Source organism: Micromonospora sp. RB23 (genome assembly GCF_053585025.1).
The window spans coordinates 983633-1004778 of the sequence record NZ_CM132111.1; the positions used below are offsets into that span (position 1 = coordinate 983633).

Sequence of the window (21146 nt, forward strand, 5' to 3'; positions counted from 1 at the left end):
CAGGCATGACGACCGAGACCGCGTACCGGGCCGACGGGGCCGGCCAGGCAGACGGGCCGGGCACCTGGGCGGTGCTGCTGCCCGCCGAGCGTTACGAGGCCGAGCGGCTCGTGCACCACGACTCGCTGAAGCTGACCGGCCTGACCGACGCTGGGCGACCGGGCCCCGGCGACCAGGTGGCGGTGCTGGCCGATGCCCCACCACGCCTGGTGGCCCTGGGCCGGGTCACCGCGCCGACGGGACGGCACCGTGAGGACCCGGACGACCCGCAGTCCCCGGTCGAGCCGGAGACGCTCGTCGTGACGTACACCCGGCGGACCTTCGACGAGCCGGTGCCGACCGAACTGCTCAGCCTAGACGGGCCCCTCACCGCACTGGACCCGGCGACCTTCCGGGCCCTGGCCGACCAGCTCGGTCCGCCCCCGGCGCGGCGCACCTGGCTGGTCAGCCTGGACCTGCCGATCGAGGCCGGCACGCCCGCCGAGGCGGTACGCCTCTTCTGGTCGTACGTGCAGGAGCTGGGGCCGCGTGAGCTGCCCGCCTTCGTCTCGCCGTCCGGCGACGAGCTGGCCATGCAGGCGTTCGTGCTCGGCGCGGAGGCCAACCAGGACCCGGAAGAGGACGATTAGAAGAGCTTGTCGAGGCGTCCTCGCCAGTCGGCGAGCACCGGGCCCGGGTCGCTGCCCAGCACCCGTTCCAGGAGCGTGGCGTAGACGTCCCGGAAGTCGGTGGTGTATTTCAGGTCGCCGTCGTCGAGGTCGGTGAGGCTGGGCGCGTCCCCGTGCCAGCCGCCGCGTACTCCCGCGCCGAGCAGCAGCATGTCCGAGGCGGTGCCGTGGTCGGTGCCGTCGGACGCGTTCGCCCGGACCCGACGGCCGAACTCGGAGTAGACCGCCACCACCACCTTGCGGCCCGCCTCGGTGCGGCTCATCCGGTCGGCGAACCCGGTCAACGCCCGGTCGAGCTGGCCCAGCAGCACGGCCTGCAACTGCTTCTCGTCGGCGTGCGTGTCGAAGCCGCCGAGCGACACCGAGAAGACCCGGGTGGACACCCCGGCTTCGACGCACTGCGCGACCAGGTCCAGTTGGGCGTCCAGCGGCGTACGCGCCCCACCGGTGGCCGTCGCCGGTGCCTGGTCGCCGTCCGGGTCCGCCGTGTCCGGGTCGCCGGAGTCACGGACCTCGCGGATCATCTCGTCCACCGAGCGCATGTCGGCGAAGCAGGCGGCGGCGCGGGCGCGGGCCGGCGACTCGCCCGCCTCGGCGGCGGAGAGCGCCTTCAGCGTGTCCGCCGGCAGCCCCTTGGTGGCCTTGCGGTCGGTCACCGGTACGGCGGCGCCCGCGCTGCGCTCGCCGGCCAGCAGGGGTGGCAGCGCCGGCTCGAACGAGACCGCCAGCCGGGGATCGCCGCCCGCCCGGTCCAGCCAACGACCGAGCCAGCCGGTGGTGCCCGGACGGTCCGGTTGCGCCGTGTGCCAGATGTCCATCGACCGGAAGTGGCTGCGGTCCGGTTTCGGGTAGCCGATGCCACGCACGATCGCCAGTCCGCCGGTGGACCAGCGCTTGTGCAGGCCCTCCATCGCCGGATTGAGGGCGAAGTCGTCGTCGAGGCGACGCACCTCGCCGTCGGGATACGCCAGCTCGGGGCGGGCCGCGCGGTAGGCGGGATCGCCGTACGGGATGACGGTGTTCAGGCCGTCGTTGCCGCCGTAGAGGGTGACCAGCACCAGGGTCTGCGACTGCGGGTCGCGGTCGCCGGCGGTGTCCAGCAGGTCCCGCAGGCTGTACGCGCCGGCGCCCGCGGCCAGCGCGCCCGCGCCGACCACCCCGCTGGTGAGCAGGAACTTACGTCGGGTCAGGGTGTCCATCTTCTCGACTCCTCCGCTCAGCTGACGGTGTACTCGGGGCTGACCAGGCCGGCCGCCAGTAGCTTTCGTGGTTCGCCGGCCAGCGGTGTGAGGGCGGCCCGGGTACGTGCGCTCCAGGTGTCGACGACCAGCAGCCGGGCCAGGGCGTCGGGCCGGCCGGCGACGGGCGCGGCGGTCAACCGGTCCAGCACCGCCGGGGTGGTCGCGGTGGCGAGCATCCCGGCCAGCCGGAGGCGGGCCTGCAACGACGAGGTGGTCAGCCAGGCCGGGCCGGCCGGCCAGCCGCCCACGCTGGGCGGTCGCAGCGGCACCTGGTCCAGGGCGTTGAGCCCGCCCAGCAGTTGCTTGCGCTGCTGCTCCGGCAGCGCCTTGGGGCGGACGCCGAGTTGCCGTAGCGCGCCGACCAGCCACTCCACCGGCTGTTTCACCAGCGTGCCGCGCGTCTGGGCGAAGGTCGGCGACGTGAACAACGCCCGCAGGGTGGCGATGGTGTCCGCGCCCGCCAGGCCGTCCGGCGCGGGAACGTCGGCGCCGGCGTAGCGGAACCAGAGCCGCCTGGCAACGAACGTCGCCGCCGCCGGCTGGGCGGCGAGCAGCCCGGCGTACGCCTCGGCGTCGAAGCGACCGGTCTGTCCGAGGATGGTCTTCTCTCCGGGGTCGTGTCGTCTGGCCTCGAAGCGGGCCGTTCCGGTCCGTCGGTCGACCGTCCAGCCGGTCAGGGCCCGCGCGCCGGCCTTCACGTCGGCCTCGGTGTAGGCGCCGATGCCGAGGGTGAACAGCTCCATCAGCTCGCGGGCCAGGTTCTCGTTCGGCGCCTTACGGGTGTTCTTCTGCCCGTCCAGCCAGATGACCAGTGCCGGGTCGCGCACCATCGCGGCGACCAGTGGGGGGAGCGGACCGCGCCCGTGCCGGCGCAGCGTCTCCAACTGGCCCAGCATCATCCGCGCCGACTTGACCTTCTGGGCGCTCGTCGCCCAGTGCCCGTGCCAGAAGAACAGCAGCTTCTCGGTCAGCCCGTCCTCGGCGGCGACCATCCGGTCCAGCCACCACAGGGTGACCTGCTGAAGCTGCTCCTTGCGCTGGGCGTTGGCCTTCTGCCGCTGCTCGCGGGTGGACTCCTTGCTCAGCGCGGCGTACGGGTCGGCGGGCAGGGCCGGCGGCGGGGTGGCCGCCGCACCCTTGTCGGCCTGTCCCGGGGTGAGCAGCTTGTCCAGGGTCGCCGCCGCGCCGGCCCGCTCGGCCGCGTCCACCTCGTCGGCGGTCGGCCCGAAGGTGGCCCGGCGCAGCAGGTGCGCCACCGCTTCTCGATCGCTCATGGGGGCCGACGCTAGGCGGCCCGCGTACGAGGACGGTAAAGACGGGGTGCGAATCGCGTTCAGTGTCCCTCGAAGACCGGTTTCTGCTTGGCGACGAACGCGAGGGTGGCGGCTTTGTGGTCGACGGTGGCACCGCAGATCGCCTGGGCCTGGGCCTCGGCCGAGAGCGCGTCGGCGAGCGTGCCGGCGTCGGCGATCGAGAGCTGCCGCTTGATCGCCCCGTACGCGACGGTCGGGCCCGCGGCGAGCCGGGCGGCCAGCTCCTGTGCGGCCGGCAGCACCTGCTCGTCGTCGTCCGTCAACCGCGTGAGCAGCCCCAACCGGCAGGCCTCCTCGGCGCGGACCGGTTCGGCCAGCATCAGCAGCTCCACCGCCTTGGCGTGGCCGACCAGCCGGGGCAGCGTCCAGGACGCGCCGGTGTCGGCGGCCAGACCGACCTTCGCGAAGGCCATCAGGAAGCTGGTGCTCGGCCCGCCGATGCGGATGTCGGCCAGGAAGGCCAGCGACGCGCCCGCCCCGGCGGCCATCCCGCGCACCGCGGCCACCACCGGCTTGGGCAGGTTGGCCAGCCGGGCGGCGATCGGGTTGTAGTGCACCCGGACGGTGCCCAGCGGGTCGGTCGAGCCGTTCTCGAGCGTCGACACATGCTCGCGCAGGTCCTGCCCGGCGCTGAACGACCCGCCCGCCCCGGCCAGCACGACCGCCCGGCAGGACCGGTCGGCCTCCAGCTCCGCCAGGGTGTCCCGCAGCGCCTCCTTCAACGCGACGTCGAGCGCGTTCATCGCCTGCGGCCGGTTGAGCGTGAGGGTGACGACGGCGTCGGTCCGGTCGACGAGCAACGGCTCGGTCACGTTTTCAACGACCCTTCTGTCGAACGATGCGGTTGCCGGCGTCGAGGCACTGCTCGACGTACCGGTCGGCGGCCGGACGCAGGCGGGCCGCGTGCCGGTCGAAGAAGCTGGCCGCGGCGGTGCCGGGCCACCGCTCAGGCAGTAGCGCCGGGGGTAGCTGCGGGTCCCGGAACAGGAAGGTACGCCACGCGTGCACAAGCCGGAACCGGGCGGCGTACGCCTCCTCGTCGCTGCTGCGCACGGTGACCGCGCTCAGGAGCGGGCGCTGGTCGGCGACGAATCGCTCGTACGCGCGGCCGATCTCGGCCAGGTCCCACGCGCGACGGACGACGCCCATCGCGCCCGGGGTGCCGGAGAAGTGCGACGCGGTGAACCGCTCGAACCGGATGCCGGCCTCGGCCAGCAGCAGGTCGACGTCCTCGGCGGGCCGTGTCGCGACCCACGTCTGCTCGTCGAGGGTGCCGTAGCCGAGGAAGCTGAGGGTGGCGGCGAGCCGCTGCCGGTCCCGTCGGGAGCCCGGCGCGTCGAGCACGAGCAGATCGAACCGCCCGTCCCAGGTGACGCGGCCGGTCCGGTAGATCCGGGCCGCCGCCTCGTCGAGTCGTCGGGCGGCTTTTGGTGTGATCGAATATCCCGGTCCGGAGGCCAACCGGAGCGGGTCGAGCCAGCCTTGACGCACCATCCGGGACACGGCGGTGCGAACGGCGGGCGGCGCGATTCCCAACGGCGCCAGTAGCTTGACCAGGGCGGCGACCGGTGCACGGCCACCCCTCGGCCGGAGGTGGTCGCCGTACAGGTCGAAGAGTGCCGACCGTGCCTGCATGACCGCACATTGTGACAGGCCTTCTCAAGATAAGCTAGATGCTGTTACATCAATGCTGCTCCGGTTTGGGTCCGGCGGTGTTCATCAGGGAAAATCGTCTGTCGACACCCCCGCGAGCGTTGCGGGTGGTCGTGACGAAGTGGCTGTGGGGCAACCCACCGACCCTGGTGTAGGTCTGAGGGGAGACAACATGGCGGCGATGAAGCCGCGGACGGGCGACGGTCCGCTGGAAGTCACCAAGGAGGGTCGGGGCATCGTCATGCGGGTCCCGCTGGAGGGCGGTGGCCGGCTCGTCGTCGAGATGACTCCCGACGAGGCCAACGCGCTCGGTGACGCGTTGAAGGCAGCCGCCGGCTGAGTGAGGGACGACCCGGACGGCGTACGCCGGTCGGAGCGTTTCTTGGACCCTGAGCCACCGGGACCGCCGGTGGCTCAGGGTCTTCATATCTGTGTGCGGGCCTGGCCCGATCCACTTTGTGAAACTTCCTGGAGGTGCGGTTCCGCGTGCTCGCCATCCGTCTGCTCGCCGAGCCCGAACGGCTCGATGTCCTCGTTCTGCCCGTGCGTCCCACCGAGTCGACGGCGGGTGGCGACGCGTCGGCGGAGCTGGCGCCGACCGCGGTGACGCCGCCGGACGGCACCGCCGAGGAGGCGGCCGCGCTGGTGCCGGCCGCGCGACTGAGCGGACGGGCCGGCGAGATCAGCACCCAGCTGCGTCCCGGGCGCGACCCCGGCCGGCTGGTGCTGCTCGGTATCGGCGACGGCGGGGAATCCTCCTGGCGGACGGCCGGCGCGGCGCTGGCCCGCTCCACCTCAGATGAGACGCACATCACTCTCGTGCTGCCGGCCGGGGTGACGCCGGCCGTGGTGCGCGGGCTGACCGAGGGGCTGCTGCTCGCCTCGTACCGGTTCCGGCTGACCGACGCCGACGCGCCGCCCGCGCTCGACGGCGTCGACCTGCTGCTCACCGAGCCGGCGGCTTACGAGGACACCGTCGCCACCGCGCGGACCACCGCCGCGATGACCCGTCTGGCGCGCGACCTGACCAACACCCCCTCCTCGGTGAAGACCCCGCAGTGGTTCGCCGACCAGGTGGCATCCGCCTCCGCCGACCTGCCGGACCTGCGCCTGACGGTCCGTGGCCCCGCCGAGCTGGCCGCCGAGGGCTTCGGCGGGATCCTCGCCGTGGGCGGCGGCTCGGCCAGCGGCCCGCGTCTGCTCGAGGTGGACTGGCATCCCGCGAACGCACGTACCCACGTGGTCCTGGTCGGCAAGGGCATCACCTTCGACACCGGCGGCATCTCGATCAAGCCGGTGCCCGCGATGAAGCTCATGCGCAAGGACATGGCCGGCGCGGCGGCGGTCGTCGCCGCCACCCTCGGCGCGGCGGAGCTGCGCCTGCCGGTCCGCGTCACCACCCTGGCCCCGCTCGCCGAGAACATGGTCAGCGGCTCGGCGTTCCGTCCGGGCGACGTCATCCGGCACTACGGCGGGACGACCAGCGAGACGACCAACTCCGACGCCGAGGGCCGCCTGGTCCTCGCCGACGCGCTCGCCTACGCGGTTCAGCAGCTCAAGCCCGACCTGCTCGTCGACCTCGCCACTCTCACCGGCGCCAACGCCGTGGCGCTGGGCAAGCGGACCGCCGCTCTCTACAGCGAGAACGACGACCTGGCCGCCGACGTGCTCACCGCGATCGAGGCGGCCGGCGAGGCGGCCTGGCGGATGCCCCTGCACGGCGACTACGTCGAGTACCTGGGCAGCGAGATCGCCGACCTCTACAGCGCGCCCGCCCAGGGCGCCGGATCGGTGACGGCCGCGCTCTACCTGCGCGAGTTCACCGGCGACCTGCGGGACCGCTGGCTGCACCTGGACATGTCCGCCCCGTCCTGGGCGGACGGCGACCAGGCGGAAGTGAGCCGGGGCGCCACGGGCTGGGGCGTCCGCTCGCTGCTGCGTTGGCTGGCGGCCATCGCCTGACCGTCAGCACTTCACGGCGGCGAGCACCCCGTGACCGACCGGGAGCAGCGCGGGAATCCAGTGCTCCGACTCCCGCAACGCCTTGATCGTTTCGCGGACCGTCACCGTCTCCGCGTCCCGGGCGGCCGGGTCAGCGATCCGGCCGCCGGCCAGCATGCCGTTGAGTGCGAGCACGCCGCCCGGACGCAGCAACCGCAGCGCCGCCTCCACGAAGGCGTGGAACCCGGTCGCTTCGGCGTCGACGAAGACGAGGTCGTACGCCCCGTCGGCCAGCCGGGGCAGCACGTCCGACGCGCGGCCGGTGATGATGCGGGTACGGCCGGCGGGGAAGCCCGCCTCGCTGAAGATCCGTCGGGCGATGCGTTGGTGCTCCACCTCCAGGTCGATGGTGGTGAGCACACCGTCGGCACGCATGCCGCGCAGCAGCCAGACGCCGCTCACGCCCGTACCGGTGCCGATCTCCACGACCGCGCGGGCGTTGCCGGCTGCGGCCAGCAGCCGTAACGCCGCCCCCGCTCCGGGCGTGACCGCGTCGAGGCCCACCTCGTGGGCCAGGCTGCGGGCGGTGCGTAGCACGAGATCCTCGGTCACGTACGACTCGGCGAACTGCTGAGCCTGGGTCGTCGAACTGCCGGAACCGGCGACCGTGGCGATGGGGCACCTCCGGGCGGCGCGTGGTGCGGGGGGCGGGTTGGCACTGTGAGCGTAGAGGCGACCGGCGCGGGGCGCAGCCGCGCCTCCGTCCCCTCCGCGATCACCGGAGGCAACCGCTGACCCCACCGCGCGCATCCGTGCAATCCTGGAAGCGGTATCCCGTCAGCCTCGGCCGCGCTCAACCGCTGCCGGGTGACGCCGTACGGGATCCGGGGGACGGGACTGGGAGGCACCGACGTGACCGACGGCTGGGAATGGCGCCGGGACGGTGAGACTCCGGCTCCGGCGCGCCCGACGGAGGCAGGAGCCCCGCCGGTGGGGCCGCCGGCCGCGCCGGGGAGCGGCGCCGCGCCCGAGCCCTCGGTAGGCGGCACCACATCCGTGGCCGGGCCCCCGGTGGCGTACGCCGGTCCGCCTGCCTCCACCGCGCCCGGTCCGTCGCCGTGGTGGTCCGACGCCCTCGGCGATCCGTGGCGCGACCCGGCGGCCCCCGCCGCGGTCGTGGTGCCCTCGGTGGTGTCCGCCGGCACCGCACCGGAGCCCATCACCGACCCGGACGCGCCGGGTCGACCGACGCTGCGACACCTGCTGCTCATCCCGGTGATCACCGCTCTGCTGGCCGGAACCCTCGGCGGCGCGCTGGGCTACGCGTTCGCGGTGCGCGGAAGCGCGGCCGGCACCGTGCTCGGGGCGCAGGCCGCGGACCCACCGGCGCTGGCCCAGCGCAAGCCGGAGTCACTGGCCGGGGTCGCCGAACGGGTGCTGCCCAGCGTGGTCACCATCCGCGTCAGCAGCCTCGGTGGCACGAGCGAAGGGTCGGGATTCATCGCCAGCGCCGACGGGCACGTCATCACCAACGACCACGTGGTGGCCGGCAGCAACGGCAAGGCCTCGGTGGTCTTCAACGACGGCAGCTCCGCGGCGGCGACCGTCGTCGGTCAGGACCCGGAGTCCGACATCGCGGTGATCAAGGTGAACCGGACGGGGCTGCGACCGGTGGAGTTCGGCGACTCCGACGCGCTGGCCGTCGGCGACCCGGTCCTCGCCATGGGCTCACCCCTGTCGCTGGCCAACACGGTCACCGCCGGCATCGTGAGCGCCCTGGACCGGACGATGCAGGCCGGTGAGCCGGGTGGCCCGGTGCGCTACTACGCGGCGATCCAGACCGACGCCGCCGTCAACCACGGCAACTCGGGCGGCCCGCTCGTCGACGGCGCCGGACGGGTGGTGGGCGTCAACTCCACCATCAAGTCGCTGGTGGCCGAGGGGCAGGAGGCCGGCAACATCGGTCTCGCCTTCGCCATCCCGATCAACCAGGCCAAGCGGGTCACCCAGGAGATCATCGGCACCGGCAAGGCCCGGCGTACGGTCATCGGCGCCCAGGTCGGTGGGCCGGGCTCGGGCGCGGGCGGCGGCGTACGGCTGGCCGCGGTGGAGCCCTCCGGCCCGGCGGCCGGGGCCGGGCTCAAGGTGGGCGACGTGATCCTGAAGCTCGACGGACGGCCGATGACCGAGCCGACCGACCTCATCGCGCTGGTCCGCAAGTTCGCCCCCGGGTCGGTGGTGACCGTCGAGTTCCGGCGGGGGACCGCACGACGGAACACGTCGGTGACCCTCGCCGCGGATGCGAAGTGAACAGCGGGTCACCCCCTGCCGGAAAGCCGCCCGACGTGCGTAGTCTTGCTGCTGACGCCGAGAGGAGGCCCGCGGGATGCTCGACAACCTGAACTGGTGGGAGATCGGTGCGCTGCTGCTCCTGGCGCTGCTGATCTTCGGTGACCGGCTGCCCGCCGTGATCAACGACGGCCTGCGGCTCGTCCGCAACCTGCGGAACATGGCCCGCAACGCCACCGGCGATCTCAGTCGTGAGCTGGGCACCGACATCCAGCTCGAAGACCTGCACCCGAAGGCATTCATCCGCAAGCACCTCCTCAGCGAGGAGGACGAGGCGGCGATCCGTAAGCCGTTGCAGGGCGTCTACGACAACCTGCGCGCGGACGTCAACGGCGTGCACAACGATCTGAAGGACGTGGCCAACGCCGCGGACCTGCGGTCGAACGGGACGCGACCCGGCACCACCACCGGTACGCCCTCCGCGCCGGCTCCCCGGGTCAGCTACGACGACGCCACCTGACCCGCACCTGCCGGCAGCGTCCCTCCGTTCTTCAGGTCTGCGCCCAGGTCCAATGCGCCCTCCCAGCACCCCGCACCTCCGGTCCTCCCGACCCTTCCAAACCTCCGCCTTGCGGCATTTCGGGCTCTAGGTGGCGGCCCTCAGGTAGTCGGCAGTAGCGGCCGGGCGGCTGTCTAGCGGTACCCATCCGGAAGAGACTGCCTCCGCGAGCCGCGCGTTAGACCGCGCGCCCGGGCAGTTGACGGGCCGCACCCCCTGGGCGTGCGCTGCGTCCGCGCGTCCTGGGCGTGCGCTGCGTCCCTCGGCGTGCGCTGCGCCTGCACCTCCTGGGGCGGCGGCGCTGCATGCATCCTTTGGAGCTGAATCGTCTGCGTCATCGCAGGCGGAGCGGGAGCGAGAGCCAAGCGCAGATGTAGCGGCGAGGGCAGGGCAACGGCTAAGGCCAGGGCTAGCCGGGGCCGGGCTGGCCGGGATGTCGGTCAGCAGATTCGTTTGCGGCATCAGCTCCAAAGGACGGCCATGAGGTGGTACCGGTTGGAGGCCGTGCAGGGTTGGGCCAAGGCATCCAGGCCAGCGCAAGCCAGCGCACGGCAAGCCAGCGCACCGCAAGCCAGCGCACCGCAAGCCAGCGCACCGCAAGCCAGCGCACCGCAAGCCAGCGCACCGCAAGGCTGACCGTCCGATCGTGCCCTGGTCGGCCGCATAGCAGGTGGCGCGTCCCGGGCGCACAAGCACTACGTCGTGCGCCCGGTCGGACAAGCGTCAGCGCCCGGCGGGCTTGAGACCGAGGGGCTTGCCGAGCAGCGACTCACGGCGCAGCGCGAGCCGGTCGGCGACGCCGCCGAGCGCCTGCGCGGCCGGGGACTCCGGCTCGGCCAGCACGATCGGGTTACCGGCGTCGCCGGCCTCACGGACCCGGGTGTCCAGCGGGATCTGCCCGAGCAGCGGAACCTGCGCGCCGATGGTCCGGCTCAGCGACTCGGCGACGGCCGTGCCGCCTCCCGCGCCGAAGACCTCCATCCGGGAGCCGTCCGGCAGCTCCAGCCAGGACATGTTCTCGATGACGCCGACGACCCGCTGGTGGGTCTGCAGGGCGATCGCTCCGGCCCGCTCCGCCACCTCGGCGGCGGCGGTCTGCGGGGTGGTGACGATCAGGATCTCCGAGTTGGGCAGGAGCTGGGCCAGCGAGATGGCCACGTCGCCGGTGCCCGGCGGCAGGTCCAGCAGGAGCACGTCCAGGTCGCCCCAGTAGACGTCGGCCAGGAACTGCTGGAGCGCCCGGTGCAGCATCGGGCCGCGCCACACCACGGCCGCGTTGCCCGAGGTGAACATGCCGATCGAGATCACCTTCACGCCGTGCGACTGCGGCGGCATGATCATGTCTTCGACGCGGGTCGGCCGGCCGTCCGCGCCGAGCATCCGGGGTACGGAGTGACCGTAGATGTCCGCGTCCACCACGCCCACGGAGAGCCCACGGGCCGCGAGCGCCGCGGCCAGGTTGACCGTCACGCTGGACTTGCCGACGCCGCCCTTGCCGCTGGCCACCGCGTACACGCGCGTGCGCGAGCCGGGCTGGGCGAACGGGATGACCGGCTCCTCGGTGCCGCCGCCGCGCAACTGCGCCTGTAGCGACTGCCGCTGCTCCGGGCTCATCACGCCAAAGTCGATCTCCACGCCGGCCACGCCCGGCACCGCCGCGACGGCGGCGGTGATGTCCGTACGCAGCTTGTCCTTCAGCGGGCAGCCGGCGACGGTGAGCAGCAGCTCGACCCGGACGACGCCGTCCGCGCCGATCGTGGCGGAGCGGACCATGCCCAGCTCGGTGATGGGCCGGCGGATCTCCGGGTCGTTGACGGTGGCCAGGGCGGCCTGGATCGCGTCCTCGACAGTGCTCACGGGTGCTGACATGCCCGCAATGCTACGTCGCGGGGCATCCCGACCGGCCGCTGGCCGAGGGTGGTGTGAGCCAAACGATGAGCCTTCGTCAGCGCTCGGGCCGGGCGTCGCGGGCGTAGTCGCCGTCCAGTTCGTCGCGCGGCTCGTCCAGCCCCGGGCCGTCGGTCGGACGCTGGCTGCTGCCCTTCTCCTGCTGCCGGCGCTCCAGGCGTTGCCGGCGCTGGCCCGCCTCGTCCAGCTCCTCGGCCAGACGGGCCAGTTCGGAGCGGAGGAAGTCGCGGGTGGCCACCTCGCCGAGCGCGATCCGCAGCGCGGCGATCTCCCGGGCCAGGTACTCGGTGTCCGCCTTCTGGGCCGTGGCCCGCCGCCGGTCCTCCTCCAGCGCCAGCCGGTCCCGGTCCGCCTGCCGGTTCTGCGCCAGCAGGATCAGCGGTGCGGCGTAGCTGGCCTGCAACGACAGCACCAGGGTGAGGAACGTGAAGGTGTACGGGTCGAAGCGCAGCTCGGCTGGCGCGAGGGTATTCCAGCCGAACCAGATCGCGATCACCACCGTCATGACGACGATGAAGTTCGCGGTGCCCATGCCCCGCGCAATGCCTTCCGACCAGCGACCGAACGCCTCCGCGTCGAACCGGGGGAGGGTGATGCCCCGCGGCTCGCGGGGCTGGTCGAGCCGCTCCGTCCGCCGCTGGTCAGCCACCGTCGCCGTCCAGTGCCGCGTCAGGGGTGCCCGGGGTGGTCACGGCGTCCCGGTCCCGCCAGTCCCGGGGCAGCGAGTGGTCCAGGACGTCGTCGACGGTGACGGCGCCGACCAGCCGGCCGTTGCGGTCGATCACCGGCATGGCGACCAGGTCGTAGGTGGCCATGCGACGGGTGATCTCCGGCAGCGGGGTGGTGGGACGCAACGGGTCGATGTCGTTGACCACCACCTTGCCCAGCAGGTCGGCCGGAGGTTCGCGCAGCAACGCCTGGAAGTGCACCATGCCCAGGTAGCGGCCGGTCGGCGTGTTCTGCGGGGCCCGGGTCACGAAGACCTGCGCGGCGACGGCGGGGGAGAGCTGCGGCTCCCTGATCCGGGCCAGCGCCTCGGCGACGGTGGCGTCCGGCGGCAGGATGACCGGCTCCGACGTCATCACGCTGCCCGCCGTGCCCGGCGTGTACTTCAACAGCTGACGTACCGGGTCCGCCTCGTCCGGCTCCATCAGGTCCAGCAGGACGTCCTGCTCCGGTGGGGGCAGCTCGTTGAGCAGGTCGGCGGCGTCGTCCGGGTCCATCTCCTCCAGCACGTCGGCGGCCCGTTCCCGGTCCAGCGCGGCGAGGATCTCCACCTGGTCGTGCTCCGGCAGTTCGCTGAGCACGTCGGCGAGCCGCTCGTCGTTCAACGCGGCGGCCACCTCGTTGCGCCGGGCGTCGGGCAGGTCCTGTAGCGCGTTGGCGAGGTCGGCGGGACGCATGTCCTCCAGGACGGCGAGCAGGTTCGCCGTACCCCGGTTGTCGGCGATGCCGCTGAGGCCGCGCACCCGGTCCCACTCGACCTGGTGCAGGTGACCGCGGCGGCTGAGCCGACCGGTCTGCTCCCGGACCGCGACCCGGGTCAGCGACCACTCGCCACCCCTGGTGCACTCCATGGCGACGTCCACCACCGCGCCGGGCTGGCCGCCCGGGTCGAGCTGTACGCGCCGGTCCAGCAGTTCCTGGAGCACCAGCAGCTCGTTCGGGCGCTTCTCGAAGCGCCGCAGGTTGAGCGTGCCGGAGCCGAGCACCACCGCGTCCGCGTCGATCGACGTGATGCGGTTGATGGACAGGAAGATGCGCCGACGCATGGGCATCTCGGCGACCAGACCCACCACCTCGGGGGGTTTGCCGGTCGGGCGCAGCCGTGCCACGGCGTCACGGACCCGACCCACCTGGTCGCCGTTCGGATCGAAGACGGCGACTCCGGCGAGTCGGGCGATGTAGACCCGGGTCGGCGTACTCACGGGCACCAGCCTAAGCGCCTAGTGTTTATCAACATGTCGACCTTGGCCTACGAGATCGTGGACGTCTTCACCGACCGCCCGTTCGCCGGCAATCCGCTGGCCGTGGTGTTCGGCGCGGAGGCGCTGGCCACCGAGCAGATGCAGGCGCTCGCGCTGGAGTTCAACCTCTCCGAGACGGTGTTCGTGCTGCCACCGACGCAGGTCGGCGCCACCTACCGGGCCCGCATCTTCACGCCGGTGGAGGAGTTGCCGTTCGCCGGGCACCCGAGCGTCGGCGCCGCGGTCACGGCCAGTCGGCGCGGGATGTTCGGTGTGGGGCAGATCACCCAGGAGTGCGGGGCCGGCGTGCTGCCGATCGAGGTGACGGCCTCCGGGGCGACGCTCACCGGAGGCGTTCCCACCCTCGGCCCCGAGTTGGACCCGGAGCCGCTGCTGGAGATCGCCGGGCTGGGCGCGGACGACCTCGACCGGAACGGGCCCGCTCCCCGGGTGGCCGGCTGTGGTCTGGAGTTCCCCTACCTGCCGGTCCACCCGGACGCGGTGGCCCGGGCACGGGTGAACCCGGCGGCGGCGGAACGGTACGGGGTCGCGCACGTCAGCGTCTTCTCCTGGGACGCCGCCACGCAAACCGCGCACGCTCGGGTCTTCGTGCCGGGGATCGGCGTTCCGGAGGACCCGGCGACCGGTTCGGCGGCGCTCGGGCTGGGCGTCTGGCTGGTGGCCAGCGGGCTGCTGCCGGCGCAGGGGTTGTCGCACTACTCGGTGCGCCAGGGCTCGGAGATGGGCCGTCCGTCAGCGCTGTCCTGCACGGTGACCGCGGCGAACGGCGTGGCGGTCGGCGCGACCGTCGCCGGCCAGGTGATGCCGGTGGCCCGGGGCGAGATTGCCGTGCCGCCGTTCGTGGGCTGAGCGACGGCGTCGATGCGGGAGGATGCGGGTGTGACGGACGAGGATGCCGCCGGCGGCACGCCGCTGGTCGACGAGGCGATGAAGAAGGCCGCCGTGGCCTGGGTCAGCGTGTCCGGCGGGCCGGCGCTCGCGCTCTGGTGCGCCCCGCTGGAAGGTGCGCTCCTGGTGGTGAGTGGACCGGGTGAGCAGGCGGCGCCGGGCCTCGCCGACGCGGCCGAGGCGCAGGTCACCCTGCGCGGTGACCACGGGGGGCGGATCGTCACCTGGCCGGCCCGGGTGACCCGGCTGGCACCGGGCAGCGAGGCGTGGGACACCGCCGCGCCGCTGGTGGCGGGCAAGCGCCTGAACGCCCCCGGTCCGACCGCCGACCTGGTGGCCCGCTGGATCGCCGACGGTTGCGCCCTGAACCGCCTCGCCCCGGCCGGCACGCCCCTGGCCGGCGCGGAACTGCCGTCCGACGCGCAGACCGAGCAACCCCGGGAGACTCCTGCGGTCCGCGCCACCCGCAAGCCGTTCCGCCTGCACCGGGTCCGTCGCCGCTGATCGGCGCGTCACCCCGCCCGGCCGCCGACCCCCACGGCCTCGGTGCCGGTGTCGACCAGGTCGAGCACCTCACGCAGGGCACCGAGCGTGGTGCCGCGCCACTGCCGGTCGGCGTTGAACACCATGTGCTCGGCCAGATCGGGCGCGGCCAGCCGGACCGCGGTCATGCCGGCCTGTTCGGCGCCGGTCAACTCCTGGCTGCCCCCGTCACCCACGTACAGGCAGTCGTCGGGCGTGAGCCCGAGTCGACGGCAGGCGGTCAGGTAGAGCGCGGCATCCGGCTTGCAGCGTCCGACCCGCACGGAGAAGACCCGCACGTCGAGCAGGGGCGCGACGGGGAGTTGCGGCAGGAAGGCCGGCAGCTCGTGCGTACAGTCGCTGATCACGCCGGTGCGGACGCCGCGCTCGCGCAGCGCCGCCAGCACGGGCACCGCGTCGGCGCGCAGCCGGGTGTCCGCGCGGATCGCGCGATGCCGGGACACCACCGCCGCCCGCAGGGCACTGTCACTCGGGTGTACGCCAGCCTGGGCGCAGACCCACCGCATGGTCGTCTGCGCGTCGCCGAGCCGGCCGGTGGCGCGCTCGTAGTAGGTACGGTTCAGCACCTCGCTCAGCGTCTCGCTGGGACAGCCGAGCAGTTCGGCGGTGCCGAGGTGCGCGGCGCCGCGCTGCACCGAACGGGTCAGCGTGCCGAAGAAATCAAACAGCACCGCCTGGTAGCCGGCCATGGGATAGCGCCTTTGCGGTCGAGGGTCGTCGGCGCGAACGCGCGTGATCGTAACGGAGTGCTGACGTTCCGTGCTGTCCGTGGTCGTGTGAAGATTGCTACCCGTGCCCCCTCGACCACCCCTGGACCCGTTGACCACCGGCGCGGTCGCCCTGGCCGTCGTCGCCGTGTCGTCGTCCGCGCCGTTGATCGCGTACGCCGCCGCTCCCGCGCTGGCCATCGCGTTCTGGCGCAACCTGCTCGCGGTGGCCGTGCTGAGTCCGTTCGCCCTGGCGCGACGCCGCGCCGAGTTCCGCGCGTTGGCGGGTCGGGCCGGCCGGCGCGAGGGATTGTTCTGCGTGCTCTCCGGGGTCGCGCTCGCCGGGCACTTCGCGACCTGGGTGCCGAGCGCTCAGCTCACCTCGGTCGCCGCGGCCACCGCGTTGGGCGCCACCCAGCCGGTCTGGCAGGGGCTGATCGCCCGCGCCCAGGGGCGGCGGCTGCCCACGGTGGTGTGGGTCGGCATCGCGGTGGCGGTCGGCGGCGCGGTGGTCGCCACCGGCGCCGACGTGGGCATCTCCGGCCGAGCCGTCGCCGGCGATCTGTTGGCGGTGACCGGTGGCATGTTCGCGGCCGTCTACACCGCCTTCGGTGAACGGGCCCGTGCCAGCATCAGCACCACCACCTACACGACCATCTGCTACGGCATCTGCTCGGCGATCCTGCTGGTGATCTGCCTGCTGGGTGGGGTGCGCACGGTCGGCTTCGACGAGCGCACCTGGCTGGCGATCCTGGCCCTGGTGGCGGGCGCCCAACTGCTCGGGCACTCGATGTTCAACTACGCCCTGCACAAGATCTCGGCGACGACGGTGAGCGTGCTGATCCTGCTGGAGGCCCCCGGCGCGGCGCTGCTCGGTTGGGCCTGGCTGCACCAGGTTCCCCGCCCGTACGCGCTGCTGGGCATGGCGCTGCTGCTGGTCGGGGTCGCGGTGGTGGTGCTGGGTGGCGCCCGCGCGGGCCGCCGCGCCACGCCGCCGACCCCGCTACCCGCCGACGCCGCCCCGCTGGAGCCGTGAGCGAGCGGAGTGGACCGTCAAACCTCGGTCACCTCGATGACGCGGGTCGTCGGCGCGGCGTCGCCGAGGTCGGCGCGCACCGCCGCCCGCTCCGGGTCGACGAGGAACGACTCGTAGCCGGTGCGGGCCGCGAAGGTGATCACGTGTACCTCGCTGCGCCCGTCGGTGGCGCGCAGCCTCCGTTCCAGGCGGCCGCCGTGCCGGTCGAGCAGCGCCAGCACGGTGTCCTCGTAGCGTTGCCCGGCGGTCTCGGCCCCGTCGGCGTACTCGACGATCGCGACAAGCGTCAGCATTCCGGCCACGCTACCCATCGATGCCGACGGCCCTCGCGCTGGCTTCCCATAGTCGGGACGCGAGCTGTGGGTCCGCCGCCTTGCGGTACGGCCGACGCGGCCGGCGGTTGTAGTAGTAGCCGCCGTCGGCGAGCCGGCCCGCATCCTGGTTCGCGAGCCAGATGAGGGTCTCGGCCCCCTTCTCCGGGCTGCGGAACGGCATGAACCGCATGCCGAACGCGACCAGTCGACTGTCGTTGGCGAACCGGGTCCGGACCACTCCCGGGTGGAAGCTGTACGCTCGCACGCCCGGCCAGCGCCGGGCCGCCTCCGCGGCGAACAGGATGTTCGCCTGCTTGCTGGTGCCGTACGCGCCCATCGGTCGGTAGCCGCGCAGCGGCCTGTTGAGGTCGTCCGGATCGAGCGCGCCGAAGCGGTGCGCCCCCGAGGCGGTCACCACCGTCCGGCTCACCCGGTCGGCCAGCAGGTTCGTGAGCAGGAACGGGGCCAGGTGGTTGGCCTGGATCGACATCTCGAAGCCGTCGACGGTGGTCAGCGGTTGGAGCGCGATGGCGCCCGCGTTGTTGGCCAGCACGTCGATACGGTCGTACGCGTCGCGCAGCCGCTCGGCCAGGCCGCGTACGTCGTCGAGCACCGCGAAGTCGGCCCGGAACAGCTCCGGGCGCTCGCCGGCCGTCTCCCGTACGCGCTCCGCCGCGGCCTGCAGTCGGGCCGGGTCCCGCCCGACGAGCACCACCTGGTCACCACGGCAGGCGAAGGCCACCGCGGCGGCCAACCCGATGCCGGAGCTGGCACCCGTCACCACCACCAGCCGACGCCCAGTGAGATCTTCCACAGGTCCATTCACCGCGGTCATGGCGCGAGGTTACCGTGACGTCACCACGCCCTTTGGGATCGTTAAGTTTTCCTCGGAGTCAGGTGGCGTCGGCGTGCCCGCCGGTCGCTGGAAGGAGCACATCCATGGCCGCAGTCGGTCGTCCCCGCCGGTCGTGCCTGGCCGTACCGGGTTCCAGCGTCAAGATGCTCGGCAAGGCGCAGGGGCTCCCCGCCGACCAGGTGTTCCTCGACCTGGAGGACGCGGTGGCCCCGCTCGCGAAGCCGGAGGCGCGCAAGAACATCGTGGCCGCCCTCAACGACGGCGACTGGGCCGGCAAGACCCGGGTGGTGCGCGTCAACGACCTGACCACCCCGTGGACGTACCGGGACGTCATCGACGTGGTCGAGGGCGCCGGCGCGAACCTCGACTGCATCATGCTGCCGAAGGTGCAGGACGCCGGCCAGGTGCGGTGGCTGGACCTGACGCTCACCCAGATCGAGAAGACGCTCGGCCTCGAGGTCGGCCGGATCGGCATCGAGGCGCAGATCGAGAACGCGGCCGGTCTGGTCAACGTGGACGCCATCGCGGCCGCCTCGCCCCGGATCGAGACCATCATCTTCGGTCCGGCCGATTTCATGGCGTCGATCAACATGAGGTCACTGGTGGTCGGCGGGCTGATCCCGGACTATCCGGGCGACCCGTACCACTACATCCTGATGCGTATCCTGATGGCCGCCCGTATGCACGACAAGCAGGCCATCGACGGCCCGTTCCTGCAGATCCGGGACGTCGACGCGTTCCGCGAGGTGGCGAAGCGGTCGGCGGCGCTGGGCTTCGACGGCAAGTGGGTGCTGCACCCGGGCCAGATCGACGCCGCCAACGAGGTCTACCAGCCGGCGCAGGCCGACTACGACCACGCCGAGCTGATCCTCGACGCCTATGAGCACTACACCTCGGAGGCCGGCGGCAAGCTGGGCGCGGTCATGCTCGGTGACGAGATGATCGACGAGGCGTCCCGCAAGATGGCGCTGGTGATCGCCGCCAAGGGCCGGGCCGCCGGCATGAGCCGTACCTCGTCGTTCACCCCACCGGCCGGGTGAGCGGCCGGGCCGGGTCGACCGCCGCCGGCCGTCGACCCGGTCCAGCATCCGGTGGTACGCCCACCAACTCGCCGCCTCAGTAACCGCTGTCGCTGCTCGCGCCCGTCGTGACCGCGAAGATGATCACGGTGACGTACGCGGCGATCCCCAGCACCATCAGCGCGGTGACGATCCAGCCGACGATGATGCCGGCCTTCGCCAGCCCCTCGCCGTCCTCGCCGCTGGCGCGGATCTGCTTCTGCGCGACGTGGCCGAGGATCGCCCCGATCGGCGCGGTGACGCCGCAGGAGGCGAGACCGACCAGGGCCAGCACCAGCGACGCGATGGCCAGCCCGTTGGTCTTCGCCGCCGGCGGGTAGCCGTAACCGGGGTACGGCGGCGGGTAACCCGCCGGCGCGTAACCGGGCGGCGGATAGCCGGGCGCCGGGTAACCGGGTGGCTGCTTCGCGCCCGCGTACGGGTCGACCGGCGCGTACGGGTCCACGGGACCGGGCTGCGCGGGCACTGGCTGACCGGCCACCAGCGTGGGGTCCGGCGGTGTGCTCGACGGCTGGGCCGACAAGGTGGGGTCGGTCCAGTCGCCGGGAGGCGGGGGATTGGTCATGCGTGATCTCCGTCGGCTCGGTTGCGCCGTCAGAGTAGCCAGGAGTGACCAAACCCGACGCCCCCGCTCCCGGGTGCCGCGTTGCCCGGGCCGGTCGTAACGGGCAGGATCGCTGGCATGGCAATCGACGCGCGTGCCGCGGACCGTTCCGGCAGCCGACCGCGACGGGACGTGAGCCGCCCGGGCGCCGCGCGGCGCGGTCGGGTGGGCCCGTCGACCGGCACGACCGGCGCCGACGAGCCGGTGGCGCTCGCGGATCCGGTGACCATGCGGCTCGACGGTCGGGTCGCCCTGGTGACGGGCGCCGGCAGCGCGGACGGCATCGGGTACGCGACCGCCCGCCGGCTCGTCGACCTGGGCGCGCGGGTGGCCATCGTGTCGACCACCCGCCGTATCCACGAGCGGGCCGGTGAGCTGGGCGTGACCGGGTTCGTGGCGGACCTGACCGACGAGTCGGAGGTCGGCGCGCTGGCCGACGCGGTGGCCGAGCAGTTGGGCGACGTCGAGGTGCTGGTCAACAACGCCGGCCTGGCGAGCCGGGCCAGCCAGGGGGTGCTGCGCCCGGTCGCGCAGTTGACCTACGACGAGTGGCGCGGCGAGATCGACCGCAACCTGTCCACCGCCTTCCTGTGCAGCCGGGCGTTCATCGGCGGGATGGCCGAGCGGGGTTGGGGGCGGATCGTCAACCTGGCGGCCACCGCCGGGCCGGTCAACGCCCTGCCCACCGAGGCCGCGTACGCCGCCGCGAAGGCCGGTGTCGTCGGGCTGACCCGTGCGCTGGCCATGGAGATGATCGCCGACGGCGTGACCGTGAACGCGGTCGCCCCGGGCACCATCTACACGGCGGCGTCCACGATGGCCGAGATCAAGCAGGGCCTGGGCACCCCGGTCGGCCGACCGGGCACCCCGGACGAGGTCGCCGCCGCCATCAGCTTCCTCTGCTCGCCGGCCGCGTCGTACATCACCGGCCAGATGCTCGTGGTGGACGGCGGTAACAGCGTCCGGGAGGCCCAGTTCCGCTGACGTCGCGGCGGGTCAGTAGCCGCGGCTGTCGCCGGTGTTGCCGAGGATGACGAGCGCCAGCCAGCCGCAGCAGGCCAGCAGGGTCAGCGCGGTGAACACGTAGCCGAGGATCAGGCCCCACGTGGCGAGCTGGTCACCCTCCTCGCCGCTGGTGCGGATCTGCCGCTTGGCGAGGTGGCCGAGGACGACGCCGGCCGGGGGGAACACGAAGGCGAACACCAACGACAGGATCGCCAGGATGTTGGTGCCGCGGCCGGGCCCGGACGGTGGCGGGCCGTACTGGCCGTAGGGGCCCTGCGGGGGGTACGGCGGCTGCTGGCTCCAGTGCGCCGGCTGGTGCGGCCCCTGCCGCTCGTACGGCGACGGCTCGTCGGCGGGCGGCCCGTACGGCGAGCGTTCCGGCGGCCCGAAGGACGACTGGCCCGGCGGTGGCGCGTACGGCGACTGGCCGGCCGGCGGTGGCGCGTACGGCGACTGGTCCCGGGGTGGCTCGTACGGCGACGGCGGCGGCTCGTTCTCGGGTGGGCCGGACGGCGGCGGGTGGCTCACGGCTGTCCTCCTCCTGCCGTGCCGGA

General features: G+C 73.0%; 23 protein-coding genes. 10 read left to right on the forward strand and 13 right to left on the reverse strand.

The window, feature by feature from the left end; genetic code table 11:
- Positions 1 to 5 precede the first annotated feature (5 nt).
- Positions 6 to 629, forward strand: coding sequence for a hypothetical protein (locus ACTFTM_RS04530; protein ID WP_449564608.1), 624 nt, complete (start codon positions 6 to 8; stop codon positions 627 to 629).
- Here ACTFTM_RS04530 and ACTFTM_RS04535 read toward each other — a convergent pair.
- Genes ACTFTM_RS04535 through ACTFTM_RS04550 form a run of 4 tightly spaced genes read right to left on the reverse strand, consistent with a single transcriptional unit; the run spans position 626 to position 4857 of the window.
- On the reverse strand, positions 626 to 1867 hold the full coding sequence (locus ACTFTM_RS04535) for a DUF1501 domain-containing protein (protein ID WP_449564609.1): 1242 nt from the start codon (positions 1865 to 1867) through the stop codon (positions 626 to 628). The two genes, ACTFTM_RS04530 and ACTFTM_RS04535, sit on opposite strands and share 4 nt — an antisense overlap.
- Before the next feature lie 17 nt (positions 1868 to 1884).
- Positions 1885 to 3183, reverse strand: coding sequence for a DUF1800 domain-containing protein (locus tag ACTFTM_RS04540; RefSeq protein WP_449564610.1), 1299 nt, complete (start codon positions 3181 to 3183; stop codon positions 1885 to 1887).
- Between the two features lie 59 nt (positions 3184 to 3242).
- Positions 3243 to 4034 (reverse strand): enoyl-CoA hydratase-related protein, encoded by a 792-nt coding sequence (locus ACTFTM_RS04545; protein ID WP_449564611.1) that lies wholly within the window; start codon positions 4032 to 4034, stop codon positions 3243 to 3245.
- Between the two features lie 4 nt (positions 4035 to 4038).
- Positions 4039 to 4857, reverse strand: coding sequence for a PaaX family transcriptional regulator (locus ACTFTM_RS04550; RefSeq protein WP_449564612.1), 819 nt, complete (start codon positions 4855 to 4857; stop codon positions 4039 to 4041).
- 190 nt (positions 4858 to 5047) lie between these two features.
- On the opposite strand from ACTFTM_RS04550, the gene ACTFTM_RS04555 reads away from it, so the two are divergent.
- Both ACTFTM_RS04555 and ACTFTM_RS04560 read left to right on the forward strand, forming a co-directional pair.
- On the forward strand, positions 5048 to 5215 hold the full coding sequence (locus ACTFTM_RS04555) for a DUF3117 domain-containing protein (protein ID WP_007455245.1): 168 nt from the start codon (positions 5048 to 5050) through the stop codon (positions 5213 to 5215).
- A 146-nt stretch (positions 5216 to 5361) separates the two neighbouring features.
- Complete coding sequence (locus tag ACTFTM_RS04560) at positions 5362 to 6837, forward strand: leucyl aminopeptidase family protein (RefSeq protein WP_449564613.1); 1476 nt, start codon at positions 5362 to 5364, stop codon at positions 6835 to 6837.
- Between the two features lie 3 nt (positions 6838 to 6840).
- Here ACTFTM_RS04560 and ACTFTM_RS04565 read toward each other — a convergent pair whose 3' ends face one another.
- Positions 6841 to 7428, reverse strand: a complete 588-nt coding sequence (locus tag ACTFTM_RS04565) for an O-methyltransferase (protein WP_449564614.1) — start codon at positions 7426 to 7428, stop codon at positions 6841 to 6843.
- A 285-nt stretch (positions 7429 to 7713) separates the two neighbouring features.
- Between ACTFTM_RS04565 and ACTFTM_RS04570 the strand changes: the two genes are divergently transcribed.
- Both ACTFTM_RS04570 and ACTFTM_RS04575 read left to right on the forward strand, forming a co-directional pair.
- Complete coding sequence (locus tag ACTFTM_RS04570) at positions 7714 to 9126, forward strand: S1C family serine protease (RefSeq protein ID WP_449566535.1); 1413 nt, start codon at positions 7714 to 7716, stop codon at positions 9124 to 9126.
- A 76-nt stretch (positions 9127 to 9202) separates the two neighbouring features.
- Complete coding sequence (locus tag ACTFTM_RS04575; protein ID WP_449564615.1) at positions 9203 to 9625, forward strand: preprotein translocase subunit TatB; 423 nt, start codon at positions 9203 to 9205, stop codon at positions 9623 to 9625.
- A gap of 762 nt (positions 9626 to 10387) precedes the next feature.
- Here ACTFTM_RS04575 and ACTFTM_RS04580 read toward each other — a convergent pair.
- From ACTFTM_RS04580 to ACTFTM_RS04590, 3 genes are all read right to left on the reverse strand, one after another.
- Positions 10388 to 11533 (reverse strand): Mrp/NBP35 family ATP-binding protein, encoded by a 1146-nt coding sequence (locus ACTFTM_RS04580; RefSeq protein ID WP_449564616.1) that lies wholly within the window; start codon positions 11531 to 11533, stop codon positions 10388 to 10390.
- A 76-nt stretch (positions 11534 to 11609) separates the two neighbouring features.
- A complete protein-coding gene (locus ACTFTM_RS04585) occupies positions 11610 to 12221 on the reverse strand; it encodes a DUF1003 domain-containing protein (RefSeq protein ID WP_449564617.1) in 612 nt (203 codons plus the stop codon).
- Positions 12214 to 13500, reverse strand: coding sequence for a magnesium transporter MgtE N-terminal domain-containing protein (locus ACTFTM_RS04590; protein WP_449564618.1), 1287 nt, complete (start codon positions 13498 to 13500; stop codon positions 12214 to 12216). The genes ACTFTM_RS04585 and ACTFTM_RS04590 overlap by 8 nt, the downstream gene beginning before the upstream one ends.
- A 33-nt stretch (positions 13501 to 13533) precedes the next feature.
- Between ACTFTM_RS04590 and ACTFTM_RS04595 the strand changes: the two genes are divergently transcribed.
- Together ACTFTM_RS04595 and ACTFTM_RS04600 are read left to right on the forward strand one after the other, a co-directional pair.
- Positions 13534 to 14409, forward strand: coding sequence for a PhzF family phenazine biosynthesis protein (locus ACTFTM_RS04595; protein ID WP_449564619.1), 876 nt, complete (start codon positions 13534 to 13536; stop codon positions 14407 to 14409).
- Between the two features lie 12 nt (positions 14410 to 14421).
- A complete protein-coding gene (locus ACTFTM_RS04600; protein ID WP_449564620.1) occupies positions 14422 to 14952 on the forward strand; it encodes a hypothetical protein in 531 nt (176 codons plus the stop codon).
- Between the two features lie 8 nt (positions 14953 to 14960).
- Here the strand turns inward: ACTFTM_RS04600 and ACTFTM_RS04605 are convergent, their stop codons facing one another.
- Entirely contained in the window at positions 14961 to 15680 is a 720-nt protein-coding gene (locus tag ACTFTM_RS04605) for an HAD family hydrolase (RefSeq protein ID WP_449564621.1), read from the reverse strand.
- Between the two features lie 94 nt (positions 15681 to 15774).
- Here ACTFTM_RS04605 and ACTFTM_RS04610 point away from each other — a divergent pair, with 94 nt between their 5' ends.
- Positions 15775 to 16734, forward strand: a complete 960-nt coding sequence (locus ACTFTM_RS04610; RefSeq protein WP_449564622.1) for a DMT family transporter — start codon at positions 15775 to 15777, stop codon at positions 16732 to 16734.
- A gap of 17 nt (positions 16735 to 16751) precedes the next feature.
- On the opposite strand, the gene ACTFTM_RS04615 is transcribed toward ACTFTM_RS04610, so the two are convergent.
- The gene (locus ACTFTM_RS04615) at positions 16752 to 17027 is read right to left on the reverse strand and encodes a hypothetical protein (protein ID WP_449564623.1); all 276 of its coding nucleotides are present in this window, start codon (positions 17025 to 17027) and stop codon (positions 16752 to 16754) included.
- 10 nt (positions 17028 to 17037) lie between these two features.
- The gene (locus tag ACTFTM_RS04620) at positions 17038 to 17862 is read right to left on the reverse strand and encodes an SDR family NAD(P)-dependent oxidoreductase (protein ID WP_449564624.1); all 825 of its coding nucleotides are present in this window, start codon (positions 17860 to 17862) and stop codon (positions 17038 to 17040) included.
- Between the two features lie 125 nt (positions 17863 to 17987).
- On the opposite strand from ACTFTM_RS04620, the gene ACTFTM_RS04625 reads away from it, so the two are divergent.
- A complete protein-coding gene (locus ACTFTM_RS04625) occupies positions 17988 to 18944 on the forward strand; it encodes an HpcH/HpaI aldolase/citrate lyase family protein (protein ID WP_449564625.1) in 957 nt (318 codons plus the stop codon).
- Between the two features lie 76 nt (positions 18945 to 19020).
- On the opposite strand, the gene ACTFTM_RS04630 is transcribed toward ACTFTM_RS04625, so the two are convergent.
- Entirely contained in the window at positions 19021 to 19548 is a 528-nt protein-coding gene (locus ACTFTM_RS04630) for a DUF4190 domain-containing protein (protein ID WP_449564626.1), read from the reverse strand.
- A 117-nt stretch (positions 19549 to 19665) separates the two neighbouring features.
- Here ACTFTM_RS04630 and ACTFTM_RS04635 point away from each other — a divergent pair, with 117 nt between their 5' ends.
- Positions 19666 to 20571, forward strand: coding sequence for an SDR family NAD(P)-dependent oxidoreductase (locus tag ACTFTM_RS04635; protein ID WP_449564627.1), 906 nt, complete (start codon positions 19666 to 19668; stop codon positions 20569 to 20571).
- 12 nt (positions 20572 to 20583) lie between these two features.
- Here the strand turns inward: ACTFTM_RS04635 and ACTFTM_RS04640 are convergent, their stop codons facing one another.
- On the reverse strand, positions 20584 to 21120 hold the full coding sequence (locus ACTFTM_RS04640) for a DUF4190 domain-containing protein (protein WP_449564628.1): 537 nt from the start codon (positions 21118 to 21120) through the stop codon (positions 20584 to 20586).
- Positions 21121 to 21146: the final 26 nt, after the last annotated feature.

Excerpts from the sequence above, each read along its gene's own strand:
- ACTFTM_RS04550 (WP_449564612.1), bottom strand. The coding sequence starts at position 4,857 with ATGCAGGCACGGTCGGCACTCTTCGACCTGTACGGCGACCACCTCCGG.
- ACTFTM_RS04630 (WP_449564626.1), bottom strand. The coding sequence starts at position 19,548 with ATGACCAATCCCCCGCCTCCCGGCGACTGGACCGACCCCACCTTGTCG.
- ACTFTM_RS04535 (WP_449564609.1), bottom strand. The coding sequence starts at position 1,867 with ATGGACACCCTGACCCGACGTAAGTTCCTGCTCACCAGCGGGGTGGTC.
- ACTFTM_RS04575 (WP_449564615.1), top strand. The coding sequence starts at position 9,203 with ATGCTCGACAACCTGAACTGGTGGGAGATCGGTGCGCTGCTGCTCCTG.
- ACTFTM_RS04530 (WP_449564608.1), top strand. The coding sequence starts at position 6 with ATGACGACCGAGACCGCGTACCGGGCCGACGGGGCCGGCCAGGCAGAC.
- ACTFTM_RS04615 (WP_449564623.1), bottom strand. The coding sequence starts at position 17,027 with ATGCTGACGCTTGTCGCGATCGTCGAGTACGCCGACGGGGCCGAGACC.
- ACTFTM_RS04635 (WP_449564627.1), top strand. The coding sequence starts at position 19,666 with ATGGCAATCGACGCGCGTGCCGCGGACCGTTCCGGCAGCCGACCGCGA.
- ACTFTM_RS04580 (WP_449564616.1), bottom strand. The coding sequence starts at position 11,533 with ATGTCAGCACCCGTGAGCACTGTCGAGGACGCGATCCAGGCCGCCCTG.
- ACTFTM_RS04555 (WP_007455245.1), top strand. The coding sequence starts at position 5,048 with ATGGCGGCGATGAAGCCGCGGACGGGCGACGGTCCGCTGGAAGTCACC.
- ACTFTM_RS04540 (WP_449564610.1), bottom strand. The coding sequence starts at position 3,183 with ATGAGCGATCGAGAAGCGGTGGCGCACCTGCTGCGCCGGGCCACCTTC.
- ACTFTM_RS04595 (WP_449564619.1), top strand. The coding sequence starts at position 13,534 with ATGTCGACCTTGGCCTACGAGATCGTGGACGTCTTCACCGACCGCCCG.
- ACTFTM_RS04600 (WP_449564620.1), top strand. The coding sequence starts at position 14,422 with ATGCGGGAGGATGCGGGTGTGACGGACGAGGATGCCGCCGGCGGCACG.
- ACTFTM_RS04625 (WP_449564625.1), top strand. The coding sequence starts at position 17,988 with ATGGCCGCAGTCGGTCGTCCCCGCCGGTCGTGCCTGGCCGTACCGGGT.
- ACTFTM_RS04605 (WP_449564621.1), bottom strand. The coding sequence starts at position 15,680 with ATGGCCGGCTACCAGGCGGTGCTGTTTGATTTCTTCGGCACGCTGACC.